Annotated in this window: 10 protein-coding genes; all 10 read left to right on the forward strand. The window is 70.5% G+C overall.

Features of this window, described 5'->3' with window-relative positions:
• The first annotated feature begins 130 nt into the window (after positions 1–130).
• The 10 genes from UC35_RS05090 (at position 131) to UC35_RS05135 (ending at position 14,196) form a co-directional block, all read left to right on the forward strand.
• Complete coding sequence (locus UC35_RS05090) at positions 131–1,837, forward strand: MFS transporter (protein WP_061496818.1); 1,707 nt, start codon at positions 131–133, stop codon at positions 1,835–1,837.
• A gap of 158 nt (positions 1,838–1,995) precedes the next feature.
• Positions 1,996–3,231: a PQQ-dependent sugar dehydrogenase gene (locus tag UC35_RS05095; RefSeq protein ID WP_227820451.1), complete on the forward strand. Its 1,236-nt coding sequence runs from the start codon at positions 1,996–1,998 to the stop codon at positions 3,229–3,231.
• 2 nt (positions 3,232–3,233) lie between these two features.
• Positions 3,234–3,911 (forward strand): c-type cytochrome, encoded by a 678-nt coding sequence (locus tag UC35_RS05100; RefSeq protein ID WP_061496820.1) that lies wholly within the window; start codon positions 3,234–3,236, stop codon positions 3,909–3,911.
• A gap of 133 nt (positions 3,912–4,044) precedes the next feature.
• Positions 4,045–6,249, forward strand: coding sequence for an indolepyruvate ferredoxin oxidoreductase subunit alpha (locus UC35_RS05105; RefSeq protein ID WP_061496822.1), 2,205 nt, complete (start codon positions 4,045–4,047; stop codon positions 6,247–6,249).
• Positions 6,250–6,257: 8 nt separating this feature from the next.
• Positions 6,258–7,829 (forward strand): indolepyruvate oxidoreductase subunit beta family protein, encoded by a 1,572-nt coding sequence (locus tag UC35_RS05110; RefSeq protein ID WP_061496824.1) that lies wholly within the window; start codon positions 6,258–6,260, stop codon positions 7,827–7,829.
• Between the two features lie 44 nt (positions 7,830–7,873).
• Positions 7,874–8,857, forward strand: coding sequence for a Bug family tripartite tricarboxylate transporter substrate binding protein (locus tag UC35_RS05115; protein ID WP_415752702.1), 984 nt, complete (start codon positions 7,874–7,876; stop codon positions 8,855–8,857).
• Between the two features lie 20 nt (positions 8,858–8,877).
• The gene (locus UC35_RS05120) at positions 8,878–9,288 is read left to right on the forward strand and encodes an acyl-CoA thioesterase (RefSeq protein WP_061496828.1); all 411 of its coding nucleotides are present in this window, start codon (positions 8,878–8,880) and stop codon (positions 9,286–9,288) included.
• Between the two features lie 119 nt (positions 9,289–9,407).
• On the forward strand, positions 9,408–12,233 hold the full coding sequence (locus UC35_RS05125) for a DUF2339 domain-containing protein (protein WP_061496830.1): 2,826 nt from the start codon (positions 9,408–9,410) through the stop codon (positions 12,231–12,233).
• Complete coding sequence (locus UC35_RS05130) at positions 12,230–13,627, forward strand: DUF3999 family protein (protein ID WP_082792670.1); 1,398 nt, start codon at positions 12,230–12,232, stop codon at positions 13,625–13,627. The genes UC35_RS05125 and UC35_RS05130 overlap by 4 nt, the downstream gene beginning before the upstream one ends.
• Positions 13,628–13,689: 62 nt before the next feature.
• Positions 13,690–14,196 (forward strand): DUF3016 domain-containing protein, encoded by a 507-nt coding sequence (locus tag UC35_RS05135; protein WP_061496834.1) that lies wholly within the window; start codon positions 13,690–13,692, stop codon positions 14,194–14,196.
• Positions 14,197–14,205 lie beyond the last annotated feature (9 nt).

A 14,205-nucleotide genomic window follows, 5' to 3' on the forward strand; every position in this document is an offset into this window, starting at 1 on the left:
TCGCAAGCCGCTCCAAAGGACCACCGTGCAAACACCGATGCACGCAAGGCTGGACTTGGGGCAAGTCCAAGGGTCTTCCATGCGGATTCCCGATGCAGGAATGACCAGGGCTGGCCCTAAGATCGCTCCCATGCGCCTGCCCAACCTGCTCGCCAGCCGCCGCGGACGCCTCGCGGCCTTCTTCCTGTTGTACGTGACCGAGGGCATCCCCCTAGGGTTCGCCGCCACGGCGATCGCGACGCAGCTGCGGCGGCAGGGCATCGGCCCGGCGGAGATCGGCGCCTTCATCGCCTCGCTGTACCTGCCCTGGGCCTTCAAGTGGGCATTCGGCCCCTTCGTGGACGTGTTCCGCTCACAGCGCTTCGGGCACCGGCGCGGCTGGATCCTGTTCACGCAAATCATGATGGCGGTGACCGTGCTGGCCTTGATCGCCGTGCCGCTGCCGGGCAGCTTGGCCCTCTTCACCGCCATCCTGTTCGTGCACAACACCTTCGGCGCGATCCAGGACGTGGCGATCGACTCGCTGGCCGTGAACACGCTGAGCGAGGACGAGCGCGGGCTGGCCAACGGGCTGATGTTCGCCGGCGCCGCGATCGGCCAGGCGATCGGCGGCAGCGGGGTGCTGTTTCTGGTGGCCTACACCGGGTTCCAACCGAGCTTCATCCTGGTGGCCGCGGCGATCGGCGCGGTCACCGGCTTCGTGGTGCTGCCGATGAAGGAGGCCGTGATGGAGCGGCTGGCCCTGCCCGAGGGCGTGAGCCGCCTGCGTGCGGCCGGGGCGCAGATGCGCGAGTTCGCGGTGGATTCCTTCCGCTCCTTCATCGGGACCAGCGGCGCGTTCCGCGGCGTGTTCTTCGCCTTGCTGCCGGCCGGTGCGATGTCACTGGGGCTGGCGCTGCAATCCAACCTGGCGGTGGAACTGGGCATGGACGACGACCAGGTCGGCGCGCTTAACCTCTGGACCAACATTGTGTCGGCCGCCGCCATGGTGGCCGGCGGCTGGCTGTCGGACAAGTTCGGCCGCCGCCGCACGCTGGCCCTGTACCTGGCCGGCATGAGCCTGCCGGTGCTGTACCTGTACCAGGTGCTGCACCAATACGGCTATGTGATGCCGCGCGCGCCGGGCGGCGCACCGATTGCCGAGCTGATCGCGCCGTTCTGGATCGCCTGCATGGCCTATGCGGTATTCCAGGGGCTGATGTACGGCACGCGCTCGGCCATCATGATGGACATCACCAACCCGCGCGTGGCCGCCACCCAGTTCACCGCCTACATGGCCATGATGAACCTGGCGATTGCCTTCGCCGCCAGCTGGCAGGGCGTGGCGATCGAGGCCTGGGGCTACCAGACCACGCTGATCATCGATGCGATCACCGGGCCCCTGTGCATCCTGCTGCTGCCGGCCATGAAGCGGCAGGCGAGCTTCACCGACGCGCTGGCCCAAAGCCGCGCGCGCAAGACCTCGCTGGTGCTCGGGCTCGCCTGCCTCTCATGGCTGCTGTACTGGCCCAATCGTGAGCTGCTCGGCAGCGCCCAGCCCATCATCGGCACCTTCTACACGCTGGTGTTCGTGGCGTCCGCGCTGTTCCTGCTGGCGGGGCGCGAGGTGCTGGGCGAAGCCGCGGGCGGCTGGCGGCGCGCGGCGCTCTGGACCGCGCCGCTGCTGCTGGCCATGTACGGCCGGCACTGGCTGGTCAAGCTGCAGGCGCTGCCGGCGTTGCATGCGCTGGCCACCACCCTGCTCTACCTGGTGCCGCTGGCCGCCGCCGTCGTGCTGCTCGCGCTGGCGCGCCGTGACTGGCAGGGCGCAGCGCAAGCGCAACCCCAGGCGGTTTGATCTGGCCGCATCGCGGCCCTGCTCATCAACGCCCTGATGAGCACCGTTGCGATATGCATTGATTTGACATTGCTTCGCACGCATTTCCTGTTGCGACAGGCGCACACTGGCCCAGCCGTCAGCACTGGCCCGGCGGCGCCTAAACAGGAGACACAAACATGGCGATGAAGAAAATCCCCACTTGCATCGCGCTTGCGGTGCTTTGCTGCGTGGGCTTGCCGGCCCTGGCGCAAACGACGCCTGCCGCACCGGCCCCGGCGCCCGCGCCGGCCGACGAGCCGGGCTGGGCCAAGGGCCGCCCGAAGAGCAACAACGATGCGATGAAGATGGCCCCCGTGCCGGCATTCCCGATCCCCACCGCGCCGGACAAGCTGCCGACGGCCAAGTTCAAGCTTCCGCCCGGCTTCAAGGTCGAGACCTGGGCGTCAGGCATACTCGATGCGCGCGGGCTGCGCCAGGGTGACAAGGGCAACATCTTCGTGAGTTCGCTGTTCGTCGCCAACAAGGTCTACGTGGTCCCCGAGAAGGGCGACCGCAAGGCCAAGGTGGTGATCGACAACATGCCCTTCGCGACCGGCATCGCCCTGAACAAGGGCAGCCTGTACCTGGCAACGAACACGAAGATCCTGCGCTACGACAACATCGAGGACAACCTCGACAAGCCCGGCGAGCCCAAGGTCCTCTACGACAAGCTGCCCGGCGGCACCGACCACAGCTGGAAGTACCTCCGGATCAAGGGCGACAAGCTGTACTACGCCATCGGCGCGCCTTGCAACATCTGCGATCCCGGCGAATACGCCAAGATCTACCGCATGAACCTGGATGGCAGCAACATCGAGACGATTGCCTCGGGCGTGCGCAACACGGTGGGATTCGACTTCGATCCCAAGACCGGCAACCTCTGGTTCACCGACAACGGGCGCGACTGGTTCAGCGAGGAACTGCCCAACGACGAACTCAATGTGGTGACCAAGCCGGGCCAGCAGCACTTCGGCTATCCGTTCTGCCACCAGGGCAACATCCCCGATCCCGAATTCGGCTGGGGCAAGAAGTGCGCCGACTACGTGAAGCCCGCCGCGTTGCTGGGCCCGCATGCCGGATCGCTGGGCATGACCTTCTACACCGGCAAGATGTTCCCGGCCAAGTACCAGGGGGCGATGTTCATCGCGCGCCATGGTCCCTGGAACCGCACGACCAAGTACGCCGACATCACGGTCGCGTGGCCTGACGGCAAGGGCGGCGCGAAGACCGAGACCTTCATGACCGGCTTCGTCGAGAACAACAACTACCTGGGCCGCCCGGTGGACTTCCTGGTGATGAAGGACGGCTCGCTGCTGGTGAGCGACGACCACGCCGGCGCCATCTACCGCATCACCTACACCGGCGGCAAGTGAGCATGCGACGACGCTGGGCTGCCGCCGTGGCGGCCTGCGTCTCGGTACTGGCGGTGGCGGCCTTGCCGCCACACGCCACAGCGCAGGACAAGGCCCGCAAGGGCGCCGCACCCGCGGCCAGCACCGCTGCCGCCAAGACGCCGGAGAAGGTCGACTACGCGCAGCGCTTCGCGACCACATGCGCTGCCTGCCATGGCGCCAATGGCCGCAGCGACATGGCGGGCACGCCGGTGCTGGCCGGCCAGCCATCGCTGTATGCGATCACCCAGCTGTTCCTGTTCCGCGAAGGCCGGCGCGACAACAAGGACATGACGGCTGTGGCCAAGACGCTGACGGATGACGACATGCGCGGCTTCTCCGACTACATCGGGACCTTGCCCCCGGTGCCCGCCCCGGCTGCGGCCGCGGCGCCCGATGCCGCGCGCATGGCCAGGGGCCGGTCGCTGGCGCAGCAGCACATGTGCGTCAATTGCCACGGCGCCAACCTGGACGGTGGCCAGCAGGTGCCCCGCATCGCCGGACAGAAGGAAGAGTACCTGCAGGCGAGCCTGCGAGGCTTCAAGTCGGGCAACCGCCCGGGCTACACCCAGGCGATGGTGTCGGCTGTGAGCCAGGTGCCGGTCGAGGACCTGGACACCCTGGCGTACTACGCAGCCCGCTTTCCCGGCGGGGGCAAGTAGGCCCGGGGACCCGGAGCTCGACCCCGGCCGGACATTCGCGCAGCGCATATCAGTTAGCACACGCACGAATTGATCTGTCCCCGCGCCTGCGGGACACTGCATCGGTTTCCCGGGCCGGAAGGGGGCCGCACGCATGGAAGTTTCGTTCAGCAAGGAGATCGAATCGCTGCGCCTGGGGGCGGGCCAGGCTTTCCATGGCGAAGGCATCCTGGCCATCACCAAGGCCCTGCTGCAGTCGGGCGTGGCCTATGTCGGCGGCTACCAGGGCGCGCCGGTCTCGCACCTGCTGGACGTCATGGTGCAGGCCCGGCCCTACCTGGATGAGCTGGGCGTGCATGTGGAGGCCTGCGCCAACGAGGCCTCGGCCGCCGCCATGCTGGGCGCCTCCATCCACTACCCGCTGCGCGGCGCCGTCACCTGGAAGTCCATCGTCGGCACCAATGTCGCCTCGGATGCGCTGTCCAACCTGTCGTCGCCGGGGGTGAAGGGCGGCGCGCTGATCGTGGTCGGCGAAGACTACGGCGAGGGCGCTTCCGTGATCCAGGAGCGCACGCACGCCTTCGCGCTCAAGTCCGGCATGTGCCTGCTGGATCCCCGCCCTCACCTGCCGACGATGGTGCGCATGGTCGAGGAAGGCTTCCGGCTGTCCGAGTGCTCGAACATGCCGGCCATCCTGGAGCTGCGCATCCGCGCCTGCCATGTGCGCGGCAGCTTCGTGGCCGGCGACAACCTGGCGCGGCCGGTGTCCACGCGCGCGCTGATGGCCGAGCCCGCGGGCTTCGACTACATGCGGCTGGCGCACCCGCCGGTGACCTTCCGGCAGGAAAAGCTCAAGGGCGAGGAGCGCATCCCGGCAGCGCGCCGCTACATCGCCGAGCACGGCCTCAACGAGCTGATGCCCGGCCGGCGCGAGGACCTGGGGATCATCGTGCAGGGCGGCCTGCACAACGCGCTGATCCGCGCCCTGCAGCAACTCGGTTTGGCCGATGCCTTCGGGGAGTCCGAGATCCCGCTGCTGGTGCTCAACGTCACCTACCCGCTGGTGCCCGAGCAGGTCGCGCAGTTCTGCGTCGGCAAACGCGCGGTGCTGGTGGTGGAAGAAGGCCAGCCCGAATACATCGAGCAGGAGATCGCCACGCAGCTGCGGCGGCGCGACATCCAGACACGGCTGCACGGCAAGGACCTGCTGCCGTCGGGCGGCGAGTACACGGTCGAAGTGCTCGCGCAGGGCCTGCTGGCCTTCCTCCCTCCCCCTCCGGGGGAGGGTGGGGGTGGGGGCGCTTCGGCGTCCGCAGCGCCCCTCACCCCCACCCTCTCCCCGGAGGGGAGAGGGAGTGAATGGCTAGCCGCCTTGAAGGAGCGCCGCGCGGCCGTCGCCGCGCAATTGTCCAAACCACTCCCCGCCCGCCCGCCGGGCTTTTGCATCGGCTGCCCGGAGCGGCCGGTGTTCTCGGCGCTGAAGCTCGCGCAGCAGGAGATGGGGCCGGTCCACATCGCCGCCGACATCGGCTGCCACGCCTTCGGCACCTTCGAGCCGTTTTCCATGGGCCATTCGATCCTGGGCTACGGCATGAGCCTGGCCAGCCGCGCCGGCGTCTCGCCGATGATGCAGCGCCGCACGCTGGCCATCATGGGCGATGGCGGCTTCTGGCACAACGGCCTGCTGACCGGCGTGCAGTCGGCCCTGTTCAACGGCGACGACGCGGTGCTGCTGATCTTCAAGAACGGCTACTCCTCGGCCACCGGCACCCAGGAGCTGATCTCCACGCCCGCCGAGCCCGCCCGGCATGCCGCGCCCGACAAGGGCGCGAGCCTGGTGCACACCAACCAGACCATCGAGACCACGCTGCGCGGCCTGGGCGTGAAGTGGCTGCGCACCGTGCACAGCTACGACGTCGCGCGCATGCGCGCGACCCTGAAAGACGCCTTCACCAGCGACTTCGACGGCCTGAAGGTGATCGTGGCCGAGGGCGAGTGCCAGCTCGAGCGGCAGCGCCGCATCAAGCCCTGGATCGCCGGCCTGCTGAAGAAAGGCGAGCGCGTGGTCCGCGTGAAGTACGGCGTGGACGAGGACGTGTGCACCGGCGACCACGCCTGCATCCGGCTGTCGGGTTGTCCCACGCTCACGCTCAAGGACAACCCCGACCCGCTCAAGGTCGACCCGGTGGCCACCGTGATCGACGGCTGCGTCGGCTGCGGGCTGTGCGGCGAGAACGCGCACGCCGCGACGCTGTGCCCCTCGTTCTACCGCGCCGAGGTGGTGCAGAACCCCAGGTGGCATGAGCGCCTGCTGGCCAGCGTGCGCGGCGCGGTGGTCCGCCTGCTGCAACCCGCATGAGCCCGACGATGACCGCCCAGGCACCCATCTCGCTGCTCGTTTGCGCCCTCGGCGGCGAAGGCGGCGGCGTGCTCAGCGAATGGCTGATGGACGTGGCGCGCGCGGCCGGCTACGCCGCGCAGAGCACCTCGATCCCGGGCGTGGCCCAGCGCACCGGCGCAACCACCTACTACATCGAGGTGTTCCCGGTGCCGCTGGCGCAACTGGGCAGCCGCTGGCCGGTGTTCAGCCTCAGCCCGGTGCCGGGCGCCCTCGACGCGCTGGTCTCCTCCGAACTGCTGGAGACCGTGCGCCAGGTCGGCAACGGCATGTCGAGCCCGGAACGCACGCTGGTGATCAGTTCCTCCAGCCGCGCGCTGACCACGCAGGAGCGCATGCAGATGGCCGACGGCCGCCTCGACAGCGCCGAACTGCTGCGCATCGTGCAGGGCTTCAGCCGGGAGCACCACGTGTACGACATGGCGGCGCTGGCCAAGGAGGCCGGCACGGTGGTGAGCGCCGTCATGCTGGGCGCCATCGCCGGCAGCAGCCTCTTTCCGTTCAGGCGCGAGGACTACGAGAAGGTGGTGGGCGCTGGCGACGGCGCCGGGGCGCTGGCGAGCCTGCGCGGATTCGCCGCCGCCTACGAGCGCGTCCACGCGCCGCGCCAGTGGCTGCGCGACGCCGGGCTGGAGGCCACCGCGGCGCCGGGCGCGCAGGAAGCCACGGATTGGCCCGCGCCCGTGCGGCAACTGGCCACGCTGGGCGTGCAGCGCATGCTCGAATACCAGGGACCGGAGTACGCCGCGCTGTACACCGCGCGCCTGCGCTCCGTGCTGGCCGCGGAGCGGCAGGCCGATCCCGCTGGGCGGCACGATTTCGCGATCACCCGCGAGATGGCGCGCTGGCTCGCCTTGTGGATGGCCTTCGACGACATCGTGCGCGTCGCCTGGCTCAAGGGCCGCGCGGCGCGCTGGCAGCGCGTGCGGCGCGAGGTCAAGGCCGGCGAGGGCGACCTGCTGCGCGTATGGGACCACTTCAAGCCGGGCGTGCCGGAGTTCGCCGCCCTGCTGCCGGCGGCGCTGGCGCGGCGCCTGACGGCCTGGGACCGGGCCCGCGTGGCGCGCGGCGCGGCGCCCTGGGCCTTGCCGCTGAAGGTCGGCACCCATTCCGTCTTCGGCATGCTGTCGCTGCGTTTCCTGGCCGGGCTGAAATGGCTGCGCCCGCGCGGCAGCCGCTACGCGCTGGAGCAGGCCCTGATCGAGCGCTGGCTGGGCGGGGTGCTGGCGGCCGCGCAGCGCGACTGGCGCCTGGGCCACGAGATCGCGCAGTGCGGCCGGCTGATCAAGGGCTATGGCGCGACCAACGAGCGCGGCAAGGACAACCTGCTGCACGTGCTGGAACACCTGGCCCCGCGCGGCGAGCCGGCCGAGGCCGCGGCCGCGGTGCGGGCCGCGCGCGAAGCGGCGCTGGCCGACGATGCCGGCAAGGCGCTCGACGCGGCGCTGCAGCAGCACGGCGCGCCGCCACGCCCGGTCAAGGCCGTGCCGGTGCGCTGGGTGCGCCGGCCGCGGGGCCTGCCGGCGGCGAAGGAATCCTGAGCCCACCCGATCCACACCGACCTGAAGGAGACCCAATGCGAACAATGCCCCTTCCAGCGCTCGCACGCCGCGCCCTGCTTGCCGCCGTCCTGTGCATCGCCCTGCCCGGACTGGCCATCGCCCAGCAGGCCTGGCCGGCCAAGCCGGTCCGCGTGATCGTGAGCTTCCCGCCGGGCGGCGCCGCCGACCAGATCGGCCGGGCCATCTCGGAACCGCTCGCCCAGGCGCTTGGCCAGCCGGTGGTCGTGGAGAACCGTGCCGGCGCCAACGGCAACATCGCCGGTGACTACGTGGCCAAGCAGGCCGCGGACGGCTACACCCTTCTGATGAGCTCGGGTGGCACGGTGTCGATCAACCCGCACCTGTACGCCAAGATGTCCTTCGACCCGGTCAAGGACCTGATGCCGGTCGCGGCGGCTGCGCGCGTGCTGGTGTTCCTGGAGGTGAATCCCGCGAAGGTTCCGGTGAATGACGCGAAGGAGTTCCTCGCCTACCTGAAGGCCAACCCTGGCAAGCTGAGTTTCGGCTCGCCCGGCAACGGCAGTTCGCCGCACCTGGCGGCCGAGATGATGAAGGCCATGGCCAACGTGTACGCCACGCACATTCCCTACCGCGGCGCGGCGCCCGCGATGCAGGACCTGCTGGGCGGGCAGGTTGACTTCATGTTCGACCCGGGCATCGGCCTGCAGCAGGTAAAGGCAGGCAAGCTGAAGCTGCTGGCGATCGGCAGCCCGAAGCGCTCGCCCCTGTTCCCCGAGGTGCCGACCATGGAGGAAGCAGGCCTGAAGGGCTTCGACGCGGACACCTGGTTCGGCTTCTACGCACCGGCCGGCACGCCGACCGCCGTGGTCACGCGCCTGAACACCGAGATCAACAAGATCGTCCGCTCGCCGGCCTTCACCGAACGCATGAACGCCATCGGCGGCGTGCCCGCGCCCATGAGCCCGCAGGAGTTCGCGGCGCGCGCCCAGGACGACAGCGCCCGTTTCGGCGCCCTGATCCAGGAACGCAAGATTCGCGGCGACTGACCCTCGGCCAAAATGCATTCATGAAAGAAGTCATCTACAGGGTGCGCGTCGAGTTCGGCGACTGCGATCCGGCGCGCATCGTCTGGTTCCCGAATTTTTTCCGCTGGATCGACGCCGCCTCGCGCCAGTTCTTCGTCGAGTGCGGCGTGCCGTCCTGGACCGAGACCGAAAAGACCCTGGGCGTGATCGGCACGCCCCTGGTGGACACGCAGGCGCGCTTCATCCAGTCCGCCACCTACGGCGACCTGCTGTCGTTCCATGTGGGCATCGCGGAGTGGCGCGGCAAGAGCTTCGTCCAGCGCTACCGGGTGACCAGGGGCGACGAGCTCATCATGGAGTGCGACGAGGTGCGCATCTTCGCCGCGCACCGCGAGGGCGGCGGTATCCGGGCCGTGCCCATCCCCGCGGAGATCCGCCGCCTGTGCGAATGACGCCCGGCCGCCGGCGCTACTGCCGGTAGCACTTCTCTATACTTTCCCCGACCAGTCGGCGGCCGCCTGCGGGGCCGCGATAGAACGATCACGCCCATCCAGGGCGAAAGGGAATCACCATGGTGATCTGGGGAGCGGTTTGCGGCGCGGTCCTGTTTGCCCTGTTCATGCGGGGCGGCGACTGGACCGAACACCTGTTCATCGGCGCCCTCGCCGGCGCCATTGCGGGCCTCACCTTGCGCAACGCGATCCGCAAGGAGCTGCGCAAGGCACTGGACGGCCGCGCGCTGGCGGCACCACCCCCGTTGCCGCAAACGCAGGCGGCAGGTGCGGTGACGCCTCCCCAGCCCGTCGTGCCCGCCGCCACCGCGCCACCCGCCGCGGGCCCCGAGCCCGAGTTCGCCGACACCTCCCCCGAAGCGCCGCCGCTGCCGCGCGAAGCGCCGGCCGCCGCTGCGAAACCGGCCCTGCCGGCCCGGCCCGACCTGGTCACCGTGCTGGCCGGCAAGGCCCGCGACTGGCTGCTGGGCGGCAACACCGTGGTGCGCGTCGGTGTGCTGATCCTGTTCGTGGGCCTGGCCTTCCTCGCCAAGTTCGCGATCGACAACGCGCTGCTGCCGCCGCAGCTGCGCCTGGCCGCCATCGGCGCGGCCGGTATCGCGCTGTTCGGCGCGGGCTTCCGGCTGCGGCGCAAGACCGGCTTCCGCTCCGGCTACGCCATGACGCTGCAGGGCGCGGGCATTGCCGTGCTCTACCTGACGGTGTTCGCCGCCTTCCGCCTCTATCAGTACCTGCCGTCCGGCGCCGCCTTCGCGGCGCTCGCGCTGATCTGCGCGTTCTCGGCCGTGATCGCGGTCGCCCAGAACGCGCAGGCGCTGGCCTTCACCGGCTTCGCCGGCGCCTTCGCCGCCCCCATCCTGGTCTCCACCGGCCAGGGCAGCCATGTGGCGCTGTTCTCCTACTACCTGGTGCTGGGCGTGGCGATCGCGGGCGTGGCCTGGGCGCGGGCGTGGCGCGCCTTGAACCTGCTCGGCTTCATCGCGACCTTCGCGGTCGCCACGGCCTGGGGCGTGCTGCGCTACCAGCCGCAGGACTTCGCCAGCACCGAGCCTTTCCTGATCGCCTTCTACGCGGTGTACCTGGCCGCTTCGCTGCTGTATGCGCTGCGCCATTCGCTCGCCAGCACGCGTGCGGTGGACGCGACCATGATCTTCGGCCTGCCGCTGATCGGTTTCGGCTTGCAGGCGGCGCTGGTGCGCGACTACGAATTCGGGGCGGCGCTTTCCGCGCTGGCACTCGGCGCGCTCTACCTCGCCCTCACCGGGTGGCTGCTGCGCTCGCGCCGCGCCGACCCCACCGTGCGCCAGTGGCTGGCGGAATGTTTCTTCGCCCTCGGGCTGGGCTTCACCACGCTGGCCGTGCCGCTGGCGCTCGATGCGCGCTGGACCTCCGCGGTCTGGGCGGTGGAAGGCGCCGGCGTGTTCTGGATGGGCCGGCGGCAGGGCCGCTGGCTGGCGCGAGCGGCGGGCCTGCTGCTGCAGGCGCTGGCGGCCTTCGCCTTCCTGCAGTCGCAGGCCTGGGAGCGCAGCGCGGCCTGGCCGCTCGCGCATCCGGCGTTCATCGGCGGCACCATGCTGGCGGCCGCGGCCCTGTTCCTCGCCTGGCAGTCGCGCGTGCCCGCCGCCGTGCCGCGCCCGGGCATGGACGCTGCGCTGATGGCGTTCGAGTCGCGGCTGTCGCCCGGGTTGTTCTGGATCGGCTTCCTCTGGTGGCAGTTCGCGCTGCAGGGCGAGATCCGGCGCTTCACCATCGATCCGCAGGGCCTGCCCGTGCCCGTGTTCGGCGCGGGGGCGCGCCTTCACTTGTCGATGCTGGCCTGGATGGTCAGCGCCTTCGCGCTTCACCACCTCGGGCTCGCCGCGCGCCGCCAGCCGTGGCCCATCGCGGCCACGCCGGCCTGGGCTGGGCTGCCGGTGATGTTCGCCGCTGCGATCGCCGGCGCGCTGGTGATGAACCACGTGTTCGAGTCCGGCGGCTGGATCGCCTGGCCGCTCGCACTGGCGCTGCACCTCGTCATGCTGCGGCGCCTGGACCGGGGCGCGCCCGCCGGCTGGTGGACCGGGGTGCATGCGGGCGGCGCGTGGCTGCTCGTGCTGCTGGCAGGCAACCTGCTCGTGTTCGCGGTGGACCGCGGGCAGCTGTGGCAGACCGCCTGGGCCAGCGTGATCCTGCTGGTCGCCGCGATCCTGGTGCTGCTGCTGCTTTCGCGCAAGGCCTGGTTCCGCGAGCCGCAGGCGCACTGGCCGCTGGAGCGCTTCGCGCGCGCCTACCTGTGGCTGGCGGCGGCGCCGCTGGCGGCGGTGGTGGCGCTCGGATCGCTGCTGGTCGCGCTGCATTCGGATGGCAACGCCCGGCCGCTGCCCTACATCCCCCTGCTCAACCCCACGGACCTCGCGGTGGCGCTGGGGCTGGCCGCCTGCGCGGCCTGGCTGGCGCGCATCCGGGCCAGCAGCCTGGCCGTTGCCGCCGCGGCGCGCGGCCGGGCGGTGATGCTGGTGCTGGCGGCGCTCGCCTTCATCGCGGTCAATACCGTGTGGCTGCGCATCGCGCATCACTTCGCCGGTGTCGCCTGGGATGCCCAGGCGCTGTTCGACTCCTTCCTTGTGCAGGCCGGGTACTCGATCCTGTGGACGCTCATTGCCGTGGTGCTGATGGTCGGGGCGCACCGGCGGGCGCTGCGTCCGGCGTGGATGCTGGGCGCCGGGCTGCTCGCGCTCACCGTGTTCAAGCTGTTCGTCATCGACCTGTCCAACCGCATCGGCTCGGAGCGCATCGTGGTGTTCATCGCGGTCGGCCTGCTGATGCTGGTGGTGGGTTACTTCGCGCCGATGCCGCCGGCCCGCCCGCCGGGTCGCGGCGAGCGCCTGCAGGAGGCTGCGCCATGATGAGCGTACGGTTCTCGCGGGGGGCGGCCGCGCTGCTCGCCCTGCATGCGGCGCTGGCGTGGGCCGAGGGGCCGCCGCAAGACGAGTTCGCGTGGCGCGCGCCCTTGCAGGCGCCGGCCGGCGCCAGCCTGGTGCGCGTCGAGCTGCCCGCCCAGGCGCTGGCCCGGCTCCAGAGCGTCGATGCGCGCGATGTGCGCGTGTTCAACGCCGCCGGGGAGGCCGTGCCCTACGCCTGGATCCAGGCCACACCCGCAGGCAAGCCACCCGAGGAGAAAACCCGCAGTTACCCGGGCTTGCCGCTCTACGCCACGAACCCAGGCACCACCGCTTCGCGCGGCGCGGTAGAGGTCAAAGTCGAGGGCGAGCGCGGCCGCGAGTCGGTGTGGGTGCGCATGCAGGGCGAACCTGCTGCCGACGCACGGCGCCTTCACTCCTCGCTGTTCGCGATGGGCGACGAGCGCAAGCCGCTGTCCGCGATCGAGCTGCAGGCGCAGCTGCCGGCGAACACGCCGGTGCGCGTGACGGCATCGACCAGCTCCGATCTCGCGAGCTGGACCCCGGCCCCGGTGCGCGGGCGGCTCTATCGCTTCGAAGGCGAGGGGGCGCCCTCGAACCTGCGGCTGGACTTCACCCGGCCGATCACGCTGGAGAACCGCTACCTGCGCCTGGACTGGCAGGGCCAGGATGGCGTGTCCATCGCCGCCGCGATGGGCATCCTCGCCGCCGCCGTGCCGCCGAGGCGCACGCGGATTGAACTGGGGGCTTGGCGCCAGACCGCACCCGATACGGTGGAGATCGCCACCGGCTTTGCCACGCCCATCGCCGCCATCGCCCTGTCGACGCCGCGCGACAACACCCTGGTGCCGGTGCGCGTGCTCGGCCGCAGCGATGACTCGCAGCCGTGGCGCCAGCTCGGCCAGACCGTGGTCTACCGTCTGGTCGATCAGGGCGAGACGATGACGAATCCGCCTCTCGAGTTGCAGTCCAGCACGCCATCGCTGCGCATCGTGGCGGCCAACGGCACGGCGCTGGCCCCGGCGCAGCTGCAGGCCTTCGTCGAATTCACGCCGCGGCAACTCGTGTTCGTCGCCAGCGGTTCCGGTCCTTTCGTGCTGGCCGCCGGCCGCGAACGCACGGCGGCGGCCGCGCTGGGCGCCGCGACCATCACCGGCATGCTGGGCGAGCGCAAGGCCGAAGACCTGCCGCTGGCCCAGCCTGGCGCCGCGGTCGAGGCCCGGCCCAGCCGTTGGGCCGCCCTGTGGCCCGGCGCGCCGGGCACGCCGGCCGTGCTCTGGGCCGTGCTGGGGCTGGGCGTGCTGCTGCTGGCCGCGGTGGCCTGGACACTCCTGCGACAGATGAACGCGGCCAGCCGGGCCGGGGGCGGCGGCCCCTGAGCGGGCGCAGGCTGAACTTTCGCGCGCTGCTTCCAGTCCAACTCAATCCCGGGAGCACCGAAATGAAGAGCATCCTGCGCGCGCTAGCCCTCGCCTCGATCGCGGCCAGTGCCGCCGGCGCCTTCGCGGGCACCGTCCAGGTCACTTATGTGAACCCGTCGCAGTTCGACGACGTGGGCAACTCGCCCTGGGACGCGCAGGACAACCTCAAGGCCCTGGCGCGCTACATGCAGGACCTCGGGCGCGATCTGCTGCCGGCCAACCAGACCCTGCGCATCGAGGTGCTGGACGTGGACCTGGCCGGCAACACGCGCGAACCGGTGCGCACTGGCACACGCCTGCGCACGCTGCGCGGCGGCGCGGACTGGCCCCGCATCAACCTGCGCTACGTGCTCGAGGCCGATGGCCGGCAGTTGTCCAGTGGCGAGGAATGGGTGTCCGACCTCGACTACATCCACGGCAAGATCCAGCGATACCGTGAGTCCGAGCCGCTGTTCTACGAAAAGCAGATGCTCAAGCGCTGGTTCCGCGAGCGCTTCACCGGCGATCCGCAGGCGCAGTCGCGCTGATCCGGAAGC

This window comes from Ramlibacter tataouinensis (genome assembly GCF_001580455.1).
Lineage (GTDB): Bacteria > Pseudomonadota > Gammaproteobacteria > Burkholderiales > Burkholderiaceae_C > Ramlibacter > Ramlibacter tataouinensis_B.